The sequence below is a fragment of the Pseudomonas sp. UBT genome (genome assembly GCF_050915955.1).
In the GTDB taxonomy this organism is placed as follows: Bacteria; Pseudomonadota; Gammaproteobacteria; order Pseudomonadales; family Pseudomonadaceae; genus Aquipseudomonas; species Aquipseudomonas antarctica_A.
Genome location: NZ_CP168079.1, coordinates 200,742 through 220,404 on the forward strand (window position 1 = coordinate 200,742; position 19,663 = coordinate 220,404).

Below are 19,663 nucleotides of genomic sequence, written 5' to 3' on the forward strand. Positions count from 1 at the left end.
AAAAAGTGACCCGCCGTAAGGGCGGAACCCTAAGCCGCCGTTACCGCAGCAACGGATATGTACTCAATCTACCTAACCCCCTCACAGGCTTAAAGCGACACAAAGAGGTGCGTAGATACCTATGCTCATCGCGGGCAAGCCCGGCTCCCACCTTTGATGCGTGCATACCTTCAAAATGTGCGCGCTGGCTTGCCTGCGATGAGGCTGGTACAGCCACTGCACATCAAACAGCCGGGAAGTGAATCTTGAACGCCGCACCACCCAATGGCGAATCCCCAAGGGTCAGGCGCGCGCTATAGCTTTCAATGATGTCCTTGACCACCGCCAGGCCGATCCCCTGCCCCGGGTGCTGGCGATCCAGCCGTTCACCCCTTTGCAGAATCCGCGCACGCTGATCAGGCGGTACGCCTGGGCCGTCATCTTCAATGCACAGCTCGATACCTTCGAGATTCTCCACCAGGCTGATGCGCACTTCGCTCAGGCACAGGCGATAAGCGTTTTCCAGCAGGTTGCCGAGCATTTCGAGCAAGGCGCCCTTCTCGATCGGTACATCGCACTCGGGCGGCAAGTCAAAAGACACGGTGACGCGCTTGTCGCGGTAAACCTTATCCAGGGTGTCACACAGGCTTTGCAACACCGGCTCGATACGTACCTGGTGACGCACCAGGCCACTTTTGCGCAAGCTGGCGCGCTGCAGTTGATAGCCAATCTGTTGGCTCATGCGTTCGATCTGCGATTGCAATACCCAGGCCTGACCGCGTTCTTCCGGCCGCTGGGCCATGTCTTCGCTCACACCCTGCAACACGGCCAGCGGGGTTTTCAGGCTGTGGGCCAAATCGTCAAGGGAGTCGCGGTAACGCGCACGTTGCTCACGCTCGCTGTGCAGCAAACGGTTGAGGGAGCCGGTCAGACGCAGCAGTTCACGGGGGTGTTCTTCGGTAAGGCTTTCGCGGGTGCCGCCTTCGATCTGGTCAAGTTCCTGACTCAGGCGCCGCAGGGCTTGCAAGCCCCAGGTCAGCCCCAGCCACAGCAGGGTCAACAATACGAGCAAGGCCGCGCCAAACCCGAGGTAGAGGTTTTCCTGCAGGCCTTCCAGGGTCAGCTGGTATTCGCGCACCGGTTGCAACGCCACGATACTGAACGCCGCGCTCTTGCCGCCCAGCAGCTTGACCTCGACGTCATACACGAAGAACTCCTGGCCACTGGCCTCGCGAATACGCGCAAACTCGTTGCCGCGCCCGTCATAGCGCGGCTTGTAGTTGATGTTTTCTTCCTGGGTCGCCCGCGAGCGCCAGACCAGATGACCTTCTCGGTCGTAGATATAACCGAGCAGGCGGCTGTCAGTGAGGTTGAAGCGCTCGTCCGGCAACTGCGCCGGCATCAGCAGGCGGTTGTTTTCGACCCGCGCGGCGGATATCAGGGTGGTGACGTCCGACGCCAGGCGCTGCTCGATGGAATCCTGCAGCGCCAGGCTGAACGCGCCTTGCATGGCGGGCAACAAGCCCAGCATAAACAGCACGGCCAGGGTGGTGGCCGCGAGCATCAAGCGCACACGTAACGAGCGAATCAACGGCAGCGCTCATTGAACAGGTAGCCCAGGCCGCGCACGGTGTCGATCGGCTTGAACCCGGCCGGGCCTTCCAACTTGCGGCGCAGGCGTCCGACCAGCACTTCGATCACATTCGGATCACGCTCGTCGTCATCGGGGTAGAGCTGCTCCATCAAGCGATCCTTGGCCACCACCTGCTGATGGTGACGCATCAAGTATTCGAGAATCCGATACTCGTAGGCGGTCAGCGCCAGCGGTTGCTCATCCAGAGAGGCTTGCTTGCGATTGAGGTCCAGCAGCAGCGGCCCGGCGACGATGGTCGACTGGGTAAACCCGCTGGAGCGGCGCAGCAAGGCGTTCATCCGCGCTTCCAGCTCTTCGAACTGGAACGGCTTGACCACGTAATCGTCGGCGCCGGCGGCCAAGCCCTCGACCTTGTCCTGCCAGTTGCCGCGCGCGGTCAGGATCAGGATCGGGAAGGTCTTGGCCTGGCTGCGCAGTTGGCGGATCAGGTCCAGGCCGCCCATACCGGGGAGGCCCAGGTCGATAATCGCCAGGTCATGGTTGAATTGCCCGGTCTGGTACAGGGCTTCCTCGGCATTGGCCACGGCTTCGACCACATGACCACTGTCAGTCAGGCGGGTGAACAGGTGATGACGCAGCAGCGCCTCATCTTCCACGACCAGCAATTTCATAAGGCTCTCCAAGGCGATTCAACTGTCCGACAGGGGAATATCATAGCGGCCCTGCAAGTCTTGCGGGCGCAGTTTAATGCCATTGTATTGGCCCGTCAGGTGTTCGTAGCCGGTGCGATAAGCGGGTTGAGGCGTGACTTGCCCCAGCGACTGCCCCCACGGCGCGGCCTGACTGCCCGCATCGTCGAAGCTGACACGCTGGATCAGGTTGCTGGATTTTTTGGTTTTTTCGCTACCAAATGCCGCAAATGCGCCGTCCGAAGCCTGGACCCCGGCCGTAGCACTGAGCATGGTTAACGCCAACATCAGCTTTTTGATCGCAGTCATGGTGCTTACCTCTACGCGTTTGGCTGTTGAAGCCAGACTACGCAGGCGCCCCTGAACTCCCCCTGAACGGGCTCTGAACCTGGCCTGAATCGTTGCGGGCTATCCACTGGCGTGGCAACTCGGCAAAATACCGCACATGACGCCCCTACCCGCTTGCTGTACCCCACTCGATGCCCACTGGCCGCTGCCCGTTCCGTTACCGGGCACGGTGTTTCTCAGCACTCGATTCGACCCGGCCTTACTGATCGCCGACGACTTCCAGCGCAGTGCCGTGCCGCCGCCGGCGAGCATCCAGCGCTCGGTGGCCAAGCGTCAGGCAGAATTCCTCGCCGGCCGCGTGTGCGCCCGCGCGGCGTTGCTACAGCTTGATCAGCTCGATTGCGTGCCGGCCATCGGCGAAGACCGGGCGCCGGTGTGGCCCGGGCATATCAGCGGCTCGATCACCCACAGCACCGGTCATGCGGCGGCGATTGTCGCGCACAAGGCGCAATGGCGCGGGCTGGGGATGGACCTGGAGAATGTGCTGACACTGGAACGGGCGGAACGCCTGGCCGGGGAAATTCTCACTGCCGATGAATTGCAGCGCATGGCCGCCTTGCCCCGCGAGCAGATCGCCTTGCTGGTGACGCTGACGTTCTCGGTCAAGGAAAGCCTGTTCAAGGCGCTCTACCCGATCGTGCAAAAGCGCTTCTACTTTGAGCATGCCGAGGTGTTGGAGTGGTCGGCGGCTGGGTATGTGCGGCTGCGGTTGCTGACGGATTTGTCTGCACAGTGGTGCCATGGCACGGAGTTGGAGGGGCAGTTTGTGGTGGACGGGGAGCAGTTGTTGAGCGTGGTCGCTATCAGCGCCTGATAGATAGCTGTCGCAGGCAAGCCAGCGCCCACAGGAGAATGCATTCCAACTGTGGGAGCGGGCTTGCCCGCGATAGCAGTGTCAGGGTTTATCCTGATCCCGCGGCCAACTCAGGCTAAAGCATGCCCCGCCCAAATTATTGCTCTTGCTGATCAACGCCCGCCCGCCGTGCCAATAGATAATCCGTCGCACAATCGACAACCCCAGGCCATGCCCGCCCGACGCACGGGTGCGGCTATCGTCCAGACGCAGGAATGGCGTAAAGATCCGCTCCCAGGCGCTTTCCGGCACGCCAGGCCCGTCGTCTTCCACATCGATGCGACAACGCACCTGGCCCACCTGATAGCTGATCAACACCTGGCCCTGGGCATGGCGCATGGCGTTGCTCACCAGATTTTGCAGGGCCCGGTGCAAGTAGCGCGGCTCGGCGTCGACCCAGGCGTCATCCCAATGTGCCGAAGACAGGCAGATGCCTCGGGCTACGCTGACCTGCGGGCGCAGTGGCGATAATTCGCCGATCACCTGATCCAGTAACGCATTGAGGTCGACCCGCTGGAAATTCAGCGCCGGTGCGCCTTGCTCCAGGCGTGCGTAGGTGAGCATTTCGTCCACCAGGCCGTCCAAGTCCTGGATGTCGCTGTCCATGCCTTCCAGATATTTGCGCCGCGCCTCAGGGGTGGCGGCGTCGCCGATCATCTCCAGACCAAAGCGCAGGCGTGCCACCGGGGTGCGCAGCTCGTGGGAGACCGCGCGCACCAGTTCGCGCTGGATCGCCAGCAATTGCTGCAAGTGCTCGGCCATGCCATTAAAGGCAGCCGCCAAGCGCCCCACCGAGTCGGCACCCCGAGCCGGTACGCGAACCTCGAGGTTGCCTTTGGCAATGCGGGTGGCCGCCGCCTCCAGGCCTTTGAGGCGTCGCTCAAGCTGACGCACCAGTAAATAGACGATCAAGCCAATCAAGGTCAGGCTGATCAGCGCGATCAGGATCAGCCATTGCGGCGGGTAAGGGCTCATTTGATACAGCGGGCCGATTTCCAGTACCCACGGCGTACCGACCATGCCGGCAAACACACGGATTGAATCGCCGCCCTTGCCCAAGGCCATCACCGTATCGCCTTCTGATACCCGGCGGCGCTGGTCGTCGTCCATGTCCGCCGCATCCAGGGTCATGAGGTGCATGTCAAAACCAAAACCCTTGGCTTCCTTGATATCTGCCAGTTTCTGCGGCTGCTCGGCGACAGGGAAGCGCACCAGTTCGTCCGCCAGCAGGTAAATAGTCGCGCGGGCCAGTTGTTCGCTGATCTGCTGGACTTCGCCGGTGAGTACCAGTTGCGACTGCTCACTGACCAGACGCAGCACGCGCGCCGCATGCGGCCCGGTCTGCTCCACCAGCACCTGGCCGCGTTGCAGGCGAGTGCGTTGGCCCAGGTCCAACTGCGCATCGGCCAGCGGGCGCAATTCCAGAGGGATGCCCAACAAACGCTCCCACACCGCCAGGGCGCGCTGGCGCTCGATCGGGCTCATGGGCTGCAGGTTGTCGCCCATCAGCGCAAAAGTGCCGTGGGCCAGGCGCTCACGGTACTGGCCGCTGCGCACTTCATTGAGCAGGTGCAAGGCCAGCACGCCCAGTAATGCGACTAAAACCAGGGCAGCACACATACCGCCGTAGATGCGCAGAAAGATCGAGTTCACAGCGGCATATCGGCGGCGGCTTCGGGGACGAACAGGTAGCCCTTGCTGCGAATGGTCTTGATCAGCCGTGGGTGGATCGGATCGTCGCCGATTTTCGGCCGAATGCGTGAGATACGCACGTCAATGGAGCGGTCCTGGCCGTCGTAGCCAATACCGCGCAGGGCGATAAAGATTTCTTCGCGCGACAGAATGCGCCCGGCATTGGCGACCAGCAGCCACAACAGGTCGAACTCGGCGCTGGTCAACTCGATGCCGCCCTCGTGCAGCCAGGCTTCGCGCAGGGCGTTATCCACCACCAATGGGCCAAATTGCAGGCGGCGCTGGTTTTCCACGGCAGCAGGTTCCGCGGGCTCGCTGCGCCGCAACAAGGCCTGGATACGTGCCAGCAACAAGCGCGGGCGCACGGGTTTACACACATAGTCGTCGGCGCCCATGTCCAGGCCAAGCACCTGGTCCATGTCGTCAGTGCGTGCGGTGAGCATCAAAATCACGCCGTCATAGCGCTCGCGGACTTTGCGGCAGATGCTCAGGCCATCTTCGCCGGGCAGCATCAGGTCGAGGATCACCAGGTCAGGCTGTTCGGCGATGATGCGTGCCGCAGCCTGGGCGCCATCGCTTTCTACCGACACCTGCAAGCCGTTGCTCTCCAGGTATTCACGGGTCAACTCGGCCAATCGCTCGTCGTCCTCGACAATCAATATTTGCCAGGCTTCTTGCTCCACGGGTGATCCTCGTCGCGCTATAGAGAGTCGTCATGAAACTGCGACCGAATGTGGGAGCTGGCTTGCCTGCGATAGCATCAACGCGGTGTAACTGATAGACCGCGGTGATGCTATCGCGGGCAAGCCCGGCTTCCACATTTTGATCTTCACCGGTCATACCCTATTTGTAATGTTGTACGGGCATAACAGCGACTGTAAGTAGGCCGATTGTAGCCACGGGCCAGCCCTCCAGCACAAGCCGGGAAATCCATTCGGTGATCACGTTTTTTTGTGATAGGGTTCGCGCCCCCAAAATTCCAATCGGCTGTTTTTACCTTGGAATATTCAGTGACAAACGGCGCAATCCAGCCGCACTGCGGCCTACACGGGCGTTCCATGTTTCATACACATTTTACCCACAGCGTTATCCACAGGTAGTGCGTTGCTAAGACCCCCAAAACGCATTATCTTGTACCTCGGCGCTAAAAAAACCCTACATGTAGGGTTTCAAGCGAAAAACCAAACACAGATCAGACAAGAAACTCAAGTGCTTTCTTGCTCCCGTTTGGTTGAACCAAAGCATTTTTTGAAAGCCCAAACCGCGCACGCGGATGGCAGCCGTTTTCCAGCCACAAGGGCGAAAAACGGTACGGGTGTTGCAGTGCTTGAAGCGAGCAACTGTCACCCAACAGGAATACGGCGCAGGGTTCTTTAAAGGCCCGAGCCGAAGACTTCGGCATGGAAGCGGCGCGATGAGCTCCCTTCCTCCTGTCCCGAAGTTGTTATGCCAGGCCAAGGCCTGTTGTAAGTGCTTCAGGACGGAACGGTGGGCACCGTGATGGTGCCCAAATAAATATAGAATGTGGAGACAACCCCCCATGCAAACCGACACAACTCGCGAGAACCCGCAGGGCTCCGTGCCGCAGGCCGCTGATTCGAACCTGGATCTGTCCGCCACCGCACCTGGCCAATTGCGCGTGATCAAGCGTAACGGCACTGTCGTTCCTTACACCGATGACAAAATCACCGTCGCCATCACCAAAGCGTTTCTTGCAGTTGAAGGCGGCACCGCTGCTGCCTCGTCGCGCATCCACGACACCGTTGCCCGCCTGACCGAACAAGTCAGCGCAACCTTCAAGCGTCGCATGCCATCGGGCGGCACCATCCACATCGAAGAAATCCAGGACCAGGTCGAACTGGCCCTGATGCGTGCCGGCGAGCAGAAAGTGGCGCGCGACTACGTGATCTACCGTGACGCCCGTTCCAAGGAACGCGCTGTACGCACCCCGGCTGAAGAAGCTGCCGTACAAGCTCACCCGTCGATCCGTATCACCCTGGCTGACGGCACGTTTGCGCCGCTGGACCTAGGCCGCCTGAACACCATCATCACCGAGGCCTGTGAAGGCCTGGAAGAAGTCGACGGTGACCTGATCCAGCGCGAAACCCTGAAAAACCTGTACGACGGCGTGGCCCTGACCGACGTCAACACCGCACTGGTGATGACCGCCCGCACCCTGGTTGAACGTGAGCCGAACTACTCGTTCGTGACCGCGCGCCTGCTGATGGACACCCTGCGTGCCGAAGGCCTGGGCTTCCTCGGCGTCGCCGACAGCGCTACCCACCACGAAATGGCCGACCTGTACGCCAAGGCTCTGCCTGCCTACATCGCCAAGGGTATCGAATTCGAATTGCTGAACCCGATCCTGGCCACCTTCGACCTGGAAAAACTCGGCAAGGCGATCAACCACGAGCGCGACCAGCAGTTCACCTACCTGGGCCTGCAAACCCTGTACGACCGTTACTTCATCCACAAGGACGGTATCCGCTTCGAACTGCCGCAAGTGTTCTTCATGCGCGTGGCCATGGGCCTGGCGATTGAAGAGAAGCACAAAGAAGACCGCGCCATCGAGTTCTACAACCTGTTGTCGTCCTTCGACTACATGTCGTCGACCCCGACGCTGTTCAACGCCGGCACCCTGCGTCCACAGCTGTCCAGCTGCTACCTGACCACCGTGCCGGATGACCTGTCGGGCATCTACCACGCGATCCACGACAACGCCATGTTGTCCAAATTCGCCGGCGGCCTGGGCAACGACTGGACCCCGGTACGTGCCCTGGGTTCGTACATCAAGGGCACCAACGGCAAGTCCCAGGGCGTTGTACCGTTCCTGAAAGTGGTGAACGACACCGCCGTAGCGGTCAACCAGGGCGGCAAGCGCAAAGGCGCTGTCTGTGCCTACCTGGAAACCTGGCACATGGACATTGAAGAGTTCATCGAGCTGCGCAAGAACACCGGTGATGATCGTCGTCGTACCCACGACATGAACACCGCCAACTGGATCCCGGACCTGTTCATGAAGCGCGTCTTCGATGACGGCCCGTGGACCCTGTTCTCGCCATCCGAAGTACCGGACCTGCACGACCTGACCGGCAAGGCCTTCGAAGAGCGTTACGAGTACTACGAGGCCCTGTCCCAGTACCCGGGCAAGATCAAGCTGTTCAAGACCATCCAGGCCAAAGACCTGTGGCGCAAAATGCTCTCCATGCTGTTTGAAACCGGCCACCCGTGGCTGACCTTCAAAGACCCGTGCAACCTGCGCAGCCCGCAGCAGCACGTGGGCGTGGTCCACAGCTCGAACCTGTGCACCGAGATCACCTTGAACACCAACAAGGACGAGATCGCCGTTTGCAACCTGGGCTCGATCAACCTGCCGAACCACATCACCAACGGCAAGCTGGACACCGCCAAGCTGGAACGTACCGTGAACACCGCCGTTCGCATGCTCGATAACGTTATCGACATCAACTACTACTCGGTGCCACAGGCGAAGAACTCCAACTTCAAGCACCGTCCGGTCGGGCTGGGCATCATGGGCTTCCAGGACGCACTGTACCTGCAGCACATTCCTTACGGTTCCGACGCTGCTGTCGAGTTCGCCGACAAGTCGATGGAAGCGGTCAGCTACTACGCGATCCAGGCTTCCTGCGACCTGGCCGATGAGCGCGGTGCCTACGAGACGTTCCAGGGCTCGCTGTGGTCCAAAGGCATCCTGCCGCTGGATTCGCAACAGATCCTGATCGAGCAACGTGGCCAGAAGTACATCGACGTTGACCTGAACGAATCCCTGGACTGGGCACCGGTACGTGCCCGTGTGCAGAAAGGCATTCGTAACTCCAACATCATGGCCATCGCGCCGACCGCCACCATCGCCAACATCACTGGCGTGTCGCAGTCGATCGAACCGACTTACCAGAACCTGTATGTGAAATCGAACCTGTCGGGCGAATTCACCGTGATCAACCCGTACCTGGTTCGCGACCTTAAAGCCCGCGACCTGTGGGACTCGGTCATGATCAACGACCTTAAGTACTACGACGGTTCCGTGCAGCAGATCGAACGCATCCCGCAAGAACTCAAAGAGCTCTACGCGACCGCCTTCGAAGTGGACACCAAGTGGATCGTTGACGCTGCCAGCCGTCGTCAGAAGTGGATCGACCAGGCTCAGTCGCTGAACCTGTACATCGCCGGCGCTTCGGGCAAGAAGCTGGACGTGACCTACCGCATGGCTTGGTACCGTGGCCTGAAAACCACTTACTACCTCCGTGCCCTGGCTGCGACCAGCACCGAGAAGTCGACCATCAACACCGGTAAGCTGAACGCTGTTTCCAGCGGCAACCACGGTGATGATTCGGTACTCGCCGCCCCAGCCGGCCCGGCCCCCGTGCCAAAGGCTTGCGCGATTGATGAGCCGGATTGCGAAGCTTGCCAATAAGCTAAGCGAGTGAATAAAGCCCGTTAACCCTATAAGAGGTTAACGGGCTTTTTCGTTTTATTGCAGCGTGAAATGCCGCTTCACCTGCCGCTGTATAGCTATATAAATGCGTACGCCTCCCCGTGATCCTCCCGCTGAGGCCGACCGCCTCGCCCGCCCCATAGCTCTATCTGGCCGCCAATGACCGCCATCGAATGGCCGCCGTAGTTCACAACGCCCAACGCACCGCTGGCAAGCTCATCGCTCGTCGTCTGCCGGTACAGGCCTTTGAGGCCCAGACGATCCAGCCCCTCATTGGCGTGTTCACCGTCGTTCAAGCTCACCAACGCATCCATGTAGCTTCGGCGAGCGTTATGATCGTTACCGTAACCTTGCCCGTTATTACCTTCCATATGAGCCCGCATGGCGCTGGCGGCGTACATGAAGTTGGCGTCGGTCATCATGGCCGGATCGTCCCCCATGAACCGAGCCTGTTGTGCCGCCTGCTGTAATTGCCCCTTGCTCAAATGGAGCTGAAACCCGTCCCGCATCTGCACATCATAGCCATCGCCTGACGCTTTCACGTCCTTGAAAACATCGGTGGGCTTCTGGCCGAACTTCATCATTGCGCTCTTTATGGCTGAAACAGTGATGCAGTTTCCGTCCGGCCCCTGTTTGAAACCACTCCAGATATTGCCGGCTTCTCTGCCCATACCCGGTTTTTTTGCAGGATTGCTATTGTCAGGCTTGTAGTCAGTGAAATTAGCCCCTTTGGTAAACGGCTTGTTACTCATGGACTCTACGGAGCCAAAATTCTTCGGGTTAACTCTACCGCCTCCACCACCGCCACCACCGCCCGGCGATGGTTTTGGAGAAGGCGCCGGAGACGGAATCGCCTCTTCCGGAAAAAGATCCGGAAACAGCCTCTTCATCCGCGTGAGCCAATCCTCAAATATTTCTTTTTTCAGCTGCTCGAGGATTTCTTTGAATTTTTCATCTCCGAGCGCTTTCCGCTGTTCATTCAGCTTGTCTCGCAGATCCTTGACGGTCTGGCTCTTGGACGTTTTCTCGGCATCATCAAGCTCTCTGAGAAGCTTACCGACAACATCCTTATTGGCATCTACGTCGTCCTTTTTGTCCTCAGAGCGACTTACGCGCCCCAGGTGCTGCCCTGCCCCACCCACGTCATAACGCACACCCCCAGCCCCATGGCCAGGCACCGATGAATTCCACATACCAAGCCCCTTTTAAAGACAGGATCCAACGCCTTTCGGCTTGATATGTGGAAAGAACGGTGTAGTCAGTTCCAATCAGCGCGTGTCATCTCGCGAACGGGCAGGTGGTGGGAAAAGGGCTAAATGCCAAATGACAGGCAAAAAAAAGCCCCTCGACTGAGGGGCTTTCGCTTCGCTTGCGCGTCAGGGCTACAGCATCAGGTCATCTGAATGATGGTCTGCATGATGGTGCTCTGGGTGGAGATCGTCTTGGCGTTCGCCTGGTAGTTGCTCTGGGCCTTGATCAGGTCCACCAGTTCGTTGGTCAGGTTGACGTTGGAGTTCTCCAGGGATTTGGACACGATCGAACCCAGCGTACCGGCTTGCGGGGTGTCGTAACCCGGCTGGCCCGACGCGAAGGTTTCTTTCCAGGCCGTGCCGCCAGCCGGCTGCAGGCCCTGCTCGTTGTTGAAGCTGGCCAGGGAAAGCTGGCCGATGGCCTTGCTCTGCTGGTTGCTGAAGGTAGCGAACAGCACGCCGTTACCGTCAATGCTCAGGCCGGTGATCTGGCCGGTGGCGTAGCCATCGGTGACCGGCGGGTTGCGGTATGTGGCCGAGTTGTACTGGGTAATGTTGGCCATGTTAATGGCAATCCCGCCAGGGTTGGCGTTCGCACCGTTTTTGGTCCATACGCCGTTGGTCACGGTGCCCGGCACCCAACCGGTCAGCTGCAAGGTGGTGCTGGACGTTGTACCGGTGATAATCCCGGTGAGTTTGCCAGAACCGTCGAAGCTCAATGTCGATGCAACCGGAGGCGTCGAACCCGTGCCGGTAGGCGCCGAACCGTCAGGGTTACGACCATCGATCAGGGTGTAGGACTTCCAGGTGTTGGAATCCGTTTTGACCACGTACTGCACCATTGGGTGAGCGTTACCCTGGGTGTCATACAAAGTGGTGTTGTACTGGGTGCTGAAGGTGGTGGAATCGGTCGGATCAAACGGCTTGACCGTCTGGTCGATCACCGGCGACGAGGAATTCAGGTTACTGGTGGAATCCACCTTGCTGGAAGCCTTCGGCGGCAGGTTCGACAGGTTCAATTGCAGGTCGGTCAGCGCGCCTTTGACGATGTTGCCATCGCCGTCCGCCGCGTAGCCTTGCAGGCGCGAGGTGCCGGTGTTGTTGGTGATGTAGCCGTCTTTATCCGAGTGGAAGGCACCGTTGCGGGTGTATTCCAGCGAACCGTCGCTGCCCTTCTGCACAAAGAACCCGCCGCCCTGGATCGCCATGTCCAGCAGACCGCCGGTGTTGTTGACGTCGCCCTGGGTGAACTGCTGTGACACTGCCGCCAGGTTCACACCGCTGCCGACACTGTTCTGGCCGGTGCCCAGCTTGGACGCCGCGTAAATGTCCGAAAATTCCGCGCGGGACGATTTGAAACCGGTGGTCGCAACGTTGGCAATGTTGTTGCCGGTTACGTCCAGTTGTTTGTTGGCCGCATAGAGGCCGCTAAGGCCGATGTTAAAAGACATGTTTCTCTCCCTCTGCCGTATTTAGGCGGCTCTATGTACCGATAGTCTGGATTTGCGACAGCTTGACGCTGCCCATACCGCCTGCAAGATTCAGGAGCATTTCGCCGCCGGTCTTGCTCAACGTCACGCTGGTCACCGTTGCCGGCAGCGACGTTAGCAGGGCAACCGCGTCGCCCTTGTCATTCTTGGTGCTGGCCGCGAAGGTGTAAGTCCCGGCTGGCGCGACCTCACCGTTGTCGTTCTTGCCGTCCCAGATAAAACTGGAATCGCCGGCGCTTTGGGCGCCCATGTCGATAGTGCGCACCGCATTGCCGTCCTTGTCGGTGATCTTGACGGAGACGTTGCCTGTCGCCGCCGTCACCGCCACCGAGCCGGTCATGCTCTTGCTGGTATCCACCATGGCCGTGTTGGTCTGGGTGATGATCGAACGCCCGACCAGCGACGACGCCTGCAGCGCTTGCGAAGAGCTGAAGTTGCTGGAGATCGCATTCACCGAGTCGTTCAGGGTGTTAATGCCTTCCAGGCTGCTGAACTGCGCCAGCTGCGCCACGAACGCACCGTTATCCTGAGGCGACAGCGGGTTCTGGTTTTTCAGCTGGGTTACCAGCAGTTGCAGGAACGCATCCTTGCCCAGCGCCTGGTTACCCGTGGCCGCCGAGGCAGCCGAGCTGAGGCTGCTGTTGTCCGTCGCGGTCTTGACCTTGGTGTTGAACAGGTCCTGAACCGCCGTGTTGGGTGTAGAAGTGGTATCAACGATGGCCATTATTTGGCGCCCCTTATCACTGACCCAGGGTCAGGACCTTCTGCATCATGGTTTTGGCGGTATTCATCATTTCCGCGTTGGTCTGGAACGAGCGGCTGGCGGAAATCATATCGGCCATTTCCTCGACCACGTTGACGTTGGGGTAGTACACGTACCCCTTTTCGTTCGCGGCAGGGTGGTTAGGCTCGTAACGGGCTTCCAGGTTGCTCTGGTCTTCGACCACACCGAGTACCTGCACGCCCTGGCCTGCGGCATCCTGATTCTGGAACAGCGAATCGCCGCTACCGCTCTGGCTACCTTGGCCGCCCTGGAACATGGTGGCGAACACCGGGTGACGGGCACGGTAAGTCTGATCAATGCTCGAAGACACGGTCTCGGCGTTGGCGATGTTACTGGCGACGGTGTTCAAACGCGTGGTCTGCGCGCTCATGCCACTGCCGGCAATATTGAAAACACTGGCTAGGGACATGGCTTACTCTCCACGCAGGGCTGACATCAGCCCTTTGAATTTGCTGTTGAGCAGGGTGAAGCTGGCCTGGAAGTTCACCGAGTTCTCGGCGTAGGCCGATTGCTCAAGTTGGGCATCGACGGTGTTCTGATCGATCGACGGTTGCATCGGCGTGCGATACAGCAGCGACTCGTCACTATTGCCCAGGCCTTGCGCTTCAATATGACGGCTGTTGGTCATGTTCAAGGCAAAGGTGCCGTTCTTGGTCTTGTCCTGCTGTGCAGCGAGCACAGCGGAGAAGTCCAGGTCCCGAGCCTTGTAGTTCGGGGTATCGGCGTTGGCAATGTTGTTGGCCAGGACTTCAGCACGCTGGGCGCGGAAGCCCAGGGCTTGTTCGTGGATACCGAGCGCTTTATCGAAGCTGATGCTCATGGCGGAAACCTTTAGGCTGACCTGCTTTTCGTATCTGGGTTATAGCAAGGCGCATGCCAATTCGTTCAAAGCCCCTAATTCAAGGGTTTGCGAGGGGAGCGCCTGCGGCATTGCCAGAAAAGCGGCAACGAACTTCCGCGTTGCGCCAGGAAAGCGGCAACCGTGTTTGCCGCTTTTACGCAGTGGCGGCAAACGAGCATAAACACGGTGAGCCCGTTACCGGAGTTTCTTACCGTCCGTCTGCACTGTCATTTCTAACAGTTGTGAAGCACCGCTTCTTCGAAGCCTTATTGGAGCGGAAATCACTTCACTCAAGGCAGAGGCTCACAACGATGAACGTACCGCCGCTCGGTTTCACACTGCAAGATTCCGCACAGCCGATTCCAAACCTGAATACCAACCTGCTGGTTGGCAACTGCGCAGAAGTCAGCTGTAATTTCCCCCTGCTGCCCATGGACTTTGTAAATATAAACATGATCAGCAGCATCCTGGGCGGCGACCATAACCAAAGCTTTTCAATTGGCCAAGCCTCACCCTCTCTCACTGCCCTGATACCCCGAGACCGTGTTGAAGCCAATGAGGGCAACAGCGTGCGACTACGGCTGACCATCAGGCGTAACGGGGTCTCCACACCTGCAAATGACGCGACCGTGACCATCAACCGTCGCCCGGTTGTCACGCCGACGCCAGATACAGTCTGGGATTTCAACGACGGCACGCTCCAGGGCTGGGTGCCTCAAGAGAGCTACGTGGGATTACTACGTGTTATCAATAATGAAGTGGTCGCAAACTTGCCCAACAGTGTGCCGGGTGCCTCCCACATCATTACCCGCTCAGTGCCGGTGATCGCAGGGCGCACCTATAATTGCAGCTTCAACGCCCGAACAGACTTGCCCGCTGCCGACGGCTCACGCTTGTATATGACGATGAATGGCAAATCGATCGGCCGCGCGGCACCGCTCCTGCCAGGCTTCACGCTATTAGAAAGCGGGATGTTCATCGCGCCGATTACCGGCAGCGTGCATCTGGGTATTTTCAACGAAGCGGTACCTAGGGGTATTCATCAATTGGCCTTGGACAATATCAGTATCACGCTCATGCCCTGAGTACGGCCAACGAAGCAGCACCGATACGTTGCGCCAATAAAAAACGGGAGGCCTTTTTCGGGCCTCCCGTTTTTTATTGCTTAGACGCCAATCACTTGGCCTGGTAAATGATGCCGGGACTGCACTGCACCATCTGGTAATGATCCGGCAGGCCGTTCAACGCCTCCGACGCACCGAGGAACAGGTAACCGCCGCGCTTGAGCGTGCCGTGAATACGCAGCAGGATGTCCTTCTTCACTTCGGCCGAAAAGTAGATCAGCACGTTGCGGCAAAACACCATGTCGAACTTGCCCAGGCTGGCGTAGCTGTCGAGCAGGTTGAACGAACGAAACTCCACCCGGCTCTTGATCGGCGCCTTGACCGCCCAACGCCCGGCCCCTTTCGGGTCGAAGTGACGTTGCAGTCGCTCCGGGGACAAACCACGGCCCAGGGCCAGGCTGTCGTACTCGCCAGTCTTGCAATTGGTGAGCATGGTGCCGGACAAATCCGTGGCCACAATTTGCGCACCGGCCTTTAATTGCCCCATGTTGGTCCGCTCGAACTCGTCGATGGACATCGAAATCGAATACGGTTCCTGCCCCGAAGAGCAGGCGGCCGACCAGATACGCAGTCGCTGGCCCGGGCTGGCCTTGATGGCCTCCGGCAGCACCTTGTTCTTGAGCACTTCGAAGGGGTAGGTGTCGCGAAACCACAAGGTTTCGTTGGTGGTCATGGCATCGACCACCATTTCCTTGAGCCCACTGCGCGGTTGACCCTGAATGCGCTGAACCAACTCACCCAGGGACTTGATGCCCTGCTGCTCCATCAGTTTGTTGAGACGGCTGGATACCAGGTATTGCTTGTTTTCACCAAGCAATATGCCACAGGCTTTTTCCAGGAAGACCCGGAACTGTTCGAAATCTAAATTACCCGTAGACAAGGATACCGCCTCTTTAATCGTGTGACCGCCAGGAGGAACTCCCCCTAGCCGTGATCTGCTGCCTTGATCCGGTCGACTACCCGGGATGCCAGGTCATCAGGGCGGAATTTGGCCAAAAAGTCATCAGCACCGACCTTCTTGACCATCGCCTGATTGAATACACCCGACAATGAAGTATGCAGGATGATATGCAATTTTTGCATGCGTGGATCGTTACGTATCTCGGCCGTCAGGGTGTAACCGTCCATTTCCGGCATCTCGATGTCGGAAATCATCATCAGGAATTCTTCTTCCGGCTTCTTGCCCTCATCCACCAGCTTGCGCAGGTAATCCAGGGCTTGGCGACCATCGTTGAGCGCCACGACTTCCACACCGACGGTTTGCAGGCAGCGACTCACCTGTTTGCGCGCTACCGAGGAATCATCCACCGTGAGTACACGCAGGGAAATCGCCTTGTGCGCGGTCTCGGCGTCCACTACACCCACCGAGATCGATTCCGAGGTAGGGGCCACTTCGGCGAGGATCTTCTCCACGTCGATGATTTCCACCAACTGGTTATCGACCCGCGTCACCGCCGTGAGGTAGTGATCGCGCCCGGTGCCCTTGGGTGGCGGATGGATCTCCTCCCAGTTCATGTTGACGATGCGCTCCACCGAGCGCACCAGGAAACCCTGGGTCTTGGTGTTGTACTCAGTGATGATCACGAACGGATTCTGGCGATCCTGCAGACCGGCGGAACTTGTGGCCAAGGCCAGGTCAAGAATGGGTATGGTCGCGCCACGAATGTTGGCCACGCCGCACACCACGGGGCTGGATTTGGGCATTATGGTGAGCTTGGGGCACTGCAGCACTTCCCGCACTTTAAACACATTGATGCCATACAGCTGCTTGCCATCAAGGCGAAAAAGCAACAACTCCAGGCGATTCTGCCCTACCAGCTGTGTGCGCTGGTTTACTGAATCCATTACTCCTGCCATGCCATGACTCCTACGCTAAAACCTGGGGCGATACCTACAGGGCAGCGCGTACCCAACACTAAACGGCACGAGCTTTGCTATTTATTGATTTATGAATCTTAAAACGCCAGTTTCCCGACGCCTTCGCCTCCCACGGTACCGCAGATTGCTCTGCGTCTCGATGGCACTGCTCGCCCTGGGCTCGGGCATCACGGCACGTGCAGATAACGTCACATTGCCTGATCTCCTTATCGGCGTCACTCAAGGCTTTCTTGAGTTCACTGTAGAAGATTATCTGACGACCACCCAGACACCTGGGCGTTATGAAATCCAGGTCAACCAGTTAGACCCGCGCCTGCGCATGCCAATGTGCGACAAGGAATTGACGGCCTCACTGGAAAGCCCCGCCCAGCCCATCGGCCGCGTGACGGTAAAGGTGCGCTGCGAGGGCGCATCGCCCTGGACCGTGTTCGTGCCGGCGCAGGTCAAACTGTTTCGCGATGTAGTGGTGGTCACGCGCCCGCTCAAGCGCACGGGCATCATCGGTTTTGAAGACGTCGCCCTGCGCGAGCGGGATATCAGCCTGATCAATCAGGGCTACCTCACCTCGCTGGATCAGGCCGTCGGGCAGAAACTTACCCGACCAATGGTCACCGACCAGGTCATCACACTGGTTCATCTGGAACAGGCTGAAGTGATTCGCAAGGGTGATCAGGTGGTGATTTCCGCCAGCAGTGGCGGGCTGACCGTCAAAATGCCGGGCGAGGCGCTGTCCAACGGCGGCATGAGCGAACAGATTAGAGTCAAGAACCTCAACTCCAACCGGGTGATAAAGGCGCAAGTGACCGCGCCTGGCCAAGTTGAGGTCGCGTTATAGATCACTGGTGTCAAACGCCAGCTTTTCCTACACTGTGCGTTGGATGTCGGCCTGTACAGGTTTATTGTCAAACGAACCTAAAGTTTGTCCGGGTATGGCCGAAAACATGGCAAGCGTCCAAATACCCAGAGGTTTTTTTATCATGGTCATTGATTTCAGTCGTTTAAATAACACCCCGGCTTTGCCCGGCAATACGCGCACCAGCGGTGCCAAGGACAGCGTAGAAGCCAAAGCCCAGCCCGTGCCCGTCAAGGCAGAACAGGCCGGCGCCAGCCAGAGTGGGGAATCGGTACACCTGAGCAATGAGGCTCAACAGTTGCAGAAGGTCACTGACTCGCTGCGCGATCAACCCGTTGTCAATAAAGCCCGCGTGGCCGAATTGAAGCAGGCCGTCGCCGATGGCAGCTATAAAGTCGACAGCAACCGTGTAGCCAGCAAGCTGCTTAACTTCGAAGCCGAGCGCTAGGCAAAGGCCTGCGCAGGGCTTTTGGACGCTTAAAACCCAAGGCCAGCCATGCACCACGACGAACATTTGCTTCAACTGATCATTGATGATCTGGCGCCGACGCAACATTTGCTCGAGCTGCTCAAAGAAGAATCCCTGGCCCTGTATGGTCGGGATATGCGCTTGCTGGAAGAAATTCTGGCGCGCAAGCAGTCGCTGATTGTGCTGCTGGAGCAGCATGGCAAGAAGCGCAGCGAAATTCTGATCAGCCTCGGCCTGCCGGCTGATCACGACGGCCTCGCACAGCTCGCCAGCCATTCTTCGGTCGGCGATCAGTTGCTGGCGCAGAGCACCGCACTCAATCAATTACTCGCCCAGTGCCAGGAAGCCAACCTGCTCAATGGCCAGTCGATCCAGCTTCAGCAAGCTACGACCGCCAACCAGCTGCGTATACTTCACGGCGGAGAGCCTCCGGCGCTGTACAACGCCCAAGGTTCCACCTCGCGGCTGGTCAAGCCAAGCACCCGCAGCCAAGCCTGACGCCGGTTTACAGCGCGCCCTATCCAAGGCGCGCAACATACTGGCAAAATGCCGGTTCTTGCGTGTAGTCGTACTTTGTCTGGAGATGGAAGAACCGTGTTCAACGCCCTTAACGCGGAAGATGCTCCGCAGCCACCCAAGGTGCTCACCACGCCTCTGGAAATCGCCAGCACGTTGCGGATGCTGCAAGAAAGTCATGATCCGCTGATCATCACCTTCCACGAACGCAGCCAGCGCTTCCAAAGCTACCTGGTGGACGTTGACCGGGACAGCAAGACGCTGGCCCTGGACGAAATGATTCCCCGCGACGGTGAACGCTATCTCGAGAATGGTGAACCCTTTCGTATCGAAGGCTTCCATGACGGTGTGCGGGTCGCTTGGGAAAGCAACGGCACGCTGACCATCAGCGAAAAAGACGGTCATCGCATCTACACCGGCAGCATGCCTGCCGAGGTGGTCTACCATCAGCGCCGCAATGCCTTCCGCGCCGCGTTGAAGCTGGCGCAATTGGTCAGCATCGAGTTGGGCGGCGAAAAGCTCAAGGCCCCCATCAGCGGCAAGCTGCTGGATATATCCGCCACTGGCTGCAAGTTGCGCTTTGAAGGTGATATTTCCGAGCGCCTGCAACTGGGCCAGGTCTACGACCGTTTTATCGCCGCCCTGCCCTTCGGCAGCATGACCACTTCCGTCGAGCTGCGTTACCTGCACTTCGAAGACAAGATCAACACCACCTTCGCCGGTGTGCGTTTCCACAACATGAGCGGCCTGGTGCAGCGCCAGGTGGAACGTTTTGTGTACCAGCTGCAGCGCGAAGCGCGGCGGTTCGACAAGGATGACGATCTTTAAGCCTTAACGACCGCGGTAA

The 19,663-nt window shown here is 58.8% G+C and carries 19 protein-coding genes; 7 read left to right on the plus strand and 12 right to left on the minus strand.

The annotated features are described in order from the left end of the window. Window positions 1-223 precede the first annotated feature (223 nt). From ACDZ94_RS00915 to ACDZ94_RS00925, 3 genes are read right to left on the minus strand one after another with little or no spacing between them, the layout of a single operon-like run. Window positions 224-1,570, minus strand: a complete 1,347-nt coding sequence (locus ACDZ94_RS00915) for an ATP-binding protein (protein ID WP_064453766.1) — start codon at window positions 1,568-1,570, stop codon at window positions 224-226. Beyond that, on the minus strand, window positions 1,567-2,244 hold the full coding sequence (locus tag ACDZ94_RS00920) for a response regulator (protein WP_017138377.1): 678 nt from the start codon (window positions 2,242-2,244) through the stop codon (window positions 1,567-1,569). The genes ACDZ94_RS00915 and ACDZ94_RS00920 overlap by 4 nt, the downstream gene beginning before the upstream one ends. A gap of 18 nt (window positions 2,245-2,262) precedes the next feature. Further along, complete coding sequence (locus ACDZ94_RS00925; RefSeq protein ID WP_221295484.1) at window positions 2,263-2,571, minus strand: hypothetical protein; 309 nt, start codon at window positions 2,569-2,571, stop codon at window positions 2,263-2,265. Window positions 2,572-2,707: 136 nt separating this feature from the next. Between ACDZ94_RS00925 and ACDZ94_RS00930 the strand changes: the two genes are divergently transcribed. Beyond that, a complete protein-coding gene (locus tag ACDZ94_RS00930) occupies window positions 2,708-3,424 on the plus strand; it encodes a 4'-phosphopantetheinyl transferase family protein (protein WP_432750946.1) in 717 nt (238 codons plus the stop codon). A gap of 81 nt (window positions 3,425-3,505) precedes the next feature. Here the strand turns inward: ACDZ94_RS00930 and ACDZ94_RS00935 are convergent, their stop codons facing one another. Then, window positions 3,506-5,116, minus strand: coding sequence for an ATP-binding protein (locus ACDZ94_RS00935; protein ID WP_064453769.1), 1,611 nt, complete (start codon window positions 5,114-5,116; stop codon window positions 3,506-3,508). Continuing rightward, window positions 5,113-5,838 carry a response regulator gene (locus ACDZ94_RS00940; RefSeq protein ID WP_064453770.1) on the minus strand — a complete coding sequence of 242 codons (726 nt, stop codon included), beginning with the start codon at window positions 5,836-5,838 and terminating at the stop codon, window positions 5,113-5,115. Before ACDZ94_RS00940 ends, ACDZ94_RS00935 begins: the two co-directional genes overlap by 4 nt. Window positions 5,839-6,695: 857 nt before the next feature. Here ACDZ94_RS00940 and ACDZ94_RS00945 point away from each other — a divergent pair. Beyond that, window positions 6,696-9,590 carry a ribonucleoside-diphosphate reductase subunit alpha gene (locus ACDZ94_RS00945; protein ID WP_064453771.1) on the plus strand — a complete coding sequence of 965 codons (2,895 nt, stop codon included), beginning with the start codon at window positions 6,696-6,698 and terminating at the stop codon, window positions 9,588-9,590. 98 nt (window positions 9,591-9,688) lie between these two features. On the opposite strand, the gene ACDZ94_RS00950 is transcribed toward ACDZ94_RS00945, so the two are convergent. From ACDZ94_RS00950 to flgB, 5 genes are all read right to left on the minus strand, one after another. Next, window positions 9,689-10,804 carry a hypothetical protein gene (locus ACDZ94_RS00950; RefSeq protein WP_432750947.1) on the minus strand — a complete coding sequence of 372 codons (1,116 nt, stop codon included), beginning with the start codon at window positions 10,802-10,804 and terminating at the stop codon, window positions 9,689-9,691. Window positions 10,805-11,001: 197 nt separating this feature from the next. Further along, entirely contained in the window at window positions 11,002-12,312 is a 1,311-nt protein-coding gene (gene flgE / locus ACDZ94_RS00955) for a flagellar hook protein FlgE (RefSeq protein ID WP_064453773.1), read from the minus strand. A 31-nt stretch (window positions 12,313-12,343) separates the two neighbouring features. Beyond that, window positions 12,344-13,075: a flagellar hook assembly protein FlgD gene (flgD, locus tag ACDZ94_RS00960; protein ID WP_064453774.1), complete on the minus strand. Its 732-nt coding sequence runs from the start codon at window positions 13,073-13,075 to the stop codon at window positions 12,344-12,346. A 16-nt stretch (window positions 13,076-13,091) separates the two neighbouring features. Next, window positions 13,092-13,544: a flagellar basal body rod protein FlgC gene (flgC, locus tag ACDZ94_RS00965; RefSeq protein ID WP_064453775.1), complete on the minus strand. Its 453-nt coding sequence runs from the start codon at window positions 13,542-13,544 to the stop codon at window positions 13,092-13,094. Window positions 13,545-13,547: 3 nt separating this feature from the next. After that, window positions 13,548-13,955, minus strand: coding sequence for a flagellar basal body rod protein FlgB (flgB, locus tag ACDZ94_RS00970; protein ID WP_432750948.1), 408 nt, complete (start codon window positions 13,953-13,955; stop codon window positions 13,548-13,550). 332 nt (window positions 13,956-14,287) lie between these two features. Between flgB and ACDZ94_RS00975 the strand changes: the two genes are divergently transcribed. Next, a complete protein-coding gene (locus ACDZ94_RS00975; protein ID WP_432750949.1) occupies window positions 14,288-15,061 on the plus strand; it encodes a hypothetical protein in 774 nt (257 codons plus the stop codon). Between the two features lie 91 nt (window positions 15,062-15,152). On the opposite strand, the gene cheR is transcribed toward ACDZ94_RS00975, so the two are convergent. Next, window positions 15,153-15,980 carry a protein-glutamate O-methyltransferase CheR gene (cheR, locus tag ACDZ94_RS00980; protein ID WP_064453777.1) on the minus strand — a complete coding sequence of 276 codons (828 nt, stop codon included), beginning with the start codon at window positions 15,978-15,980 and terminating at the stop codon, window positions 15,153-15,155. A 44-nt stretch (window positions 15,981-16,024) separates the two neighbouring features. Next, entirely contained in the window at window positions 16,025-16,957 is a 933-nt protein-coding gene (locus tag ACDZ94_RS00985) for a chemotaxis protein CheV (protein WP_064453778.1), read from the minus strand. Window positions 16,958-17,048: 91 nt separating this feature from the next. Between ACDZ94_RS00985 and flgA the strand changes: the two genes are divergently transcribed. The 4 genes from flgA (at window position 17,049) to ACDZ94_RS01005 (ending at window position 19,644) form a co-directional block, all read left to right on the plus strand. Next, window positions 17,049-17,813: a flagellar basal body P-ring formation chaperone FlgA gene (gene flgA, locus ACDZ94_RS00990; RefSeq protein ID WP_262666061.1), complete on the plus strand. Its 765-nt coding sequence runs from the start codon at window positions 17,049-17,051 to the stop codon at window positions 17,811-17,813. A 142-nt stretch (window positions 17,814-17,955) separates the two neighbouring features. Then, entirely contained in the window at window positions 17,956-18,279 is a 324-nt protein-coding gene (flgM, locus tag ACDZ94_RS00995) for a flagellar biosynthesis anti-sigma factor FlgM (RefSeq protein WP_128588425.1), read from the plus strand. A 48-nt stretch (window positions 18,280-18,327) separates the two neighbouring features. Next, window positions 18,328-18,798 carry a flagella synthesis protein FlgN gene (locus tag ACDZ94_RS01000; protein ID WP_071483206.1) on the plus strand — a complete coding sequence of 157 codons (471 nt, stop codon included), beginning with the start codon at window positions 18,328-18,330 and terminating at the stop codon, window positions 18,796-18,798. Window positions 18,799-18,894: 96 nt separating this feature from the next. Then, window positions 18,895-19,644 (plus strand): flagellar brake protein, encoded by a 750-nt coding sequence (locus ACDZ94_RS01005; RefSeq protein WP_064453782.1) that lies wholly within the window; start codon window positions 18,895-18,897, stop codon window positions 19,642-19,644. Window positions 19,645-19,663 lie beyond the last annotated feature (19 nt).

What these genes read in the sequence shown, in the direction of transcription:
- flgE (WP_064453773.1), bottom strand. Translation starts at nt 12,312, where the DNA reads ATGTCTTTTAACATCGGCCTTAGCGGCCTCTATGCGGCCAACAAACAA.
- ACDZ94_RS00945 (WP_064453771.1), top strand. Translation starts at nt 6,696, where the DNA reads ATGCAAACCGACACAACTCGCGAGAACCCGCAGGGCTCCGTGCCGCAG.
- ACDZ94_RS00950 (WP_432750947.1), bottom strand. Translation starts at nt 10,804, where the DNA reads ATGTGGAATTCATCGGTGCCTGGCCATGGGGCTGGGGGTGTGCGTTAT.
- ACDZ94_RS00975 (WP_432750949.1), top strand. Translation starts at nt 14,288, where the DNA reads ATGAACGTACCGCCGCTCGGTTTCACACTGCAAGATTCCGCACAGCCG.
- flgA (WP_262666061.1), top strand. Translation starts at nt 17,049, where the DNA reads ATGAATCTTAAAACGCCAGTTTCCCGACGCCTTCGCCTCCCACGGTAC.
- ACDZ94_RS00925 (WP_221295484.1), bottom strand. Translation starts at nt 2,571, where the DNA reads ATGACTGCGATCAAAAAGCTGATGTTGGCGTTAACCATGCTCAGTGCT.
- ACDZ94_RS00985 (WP_064453778.1), bottom strand. Translation starts at nt 16,957, where the DNA reads ATGGCAGGAGTAATGGATTCAGTAAACCAGCGCACACAGCTGGTAGGG.
- ACDZ94_RS00930 (WP_432750946.1), top strand. Translation starts at nt 2,708, where the DNA reads ATGACGCCCCTACCCGCTTGCTGTACCCCACTCGATGCCCACTGGCCG.
- flgB (WP_432750948.1), bottom strand. Translation starts at nt 13,955, where the DNA reads ATGAGCATCAGCTTCGATAAAGCGCTCGGTATCCACGAACAAGCCCTG.
- ACDZ94_RS00920 (WP_017138377.1), bottom strand. Translation starts at nt 2,244, where the DNA reads ATGAAATTGCTGGTCGTGGAAGATGAGGCGCTGCTGCGTCATCACCTG.
- flgC (WP_064453775.1), bottom strand. Translation starts at nt 13,544, where the DNA reads ATGTCCCTAGCCAGTGTTTTCAATATTGCCGGCAGTGGCATGAGCGCG.
- ACDZ94_RS01000 (WP_071483206.1), top strand. Translation starts at nt 18,328, where the DNA reads ATGCACCACGACGAACATTTGCTTCAACTGATCATTGATGATCTGGCG.
- flgD (WP_064453774.1), bottom strand. Translation starts at nt 13,075, where the DNA reads ATGGCCATCGTTGATACCACTTCTACACCCAACACGGCGGTTCAGGAC.
- flgM (WP_128588425.1), top strand. Translation starts at nt 17,956, where the DNA reads ATGGTCATTGATTTCAGTCGTTTAAATAACACCCCGGCTTTGCCCGGC.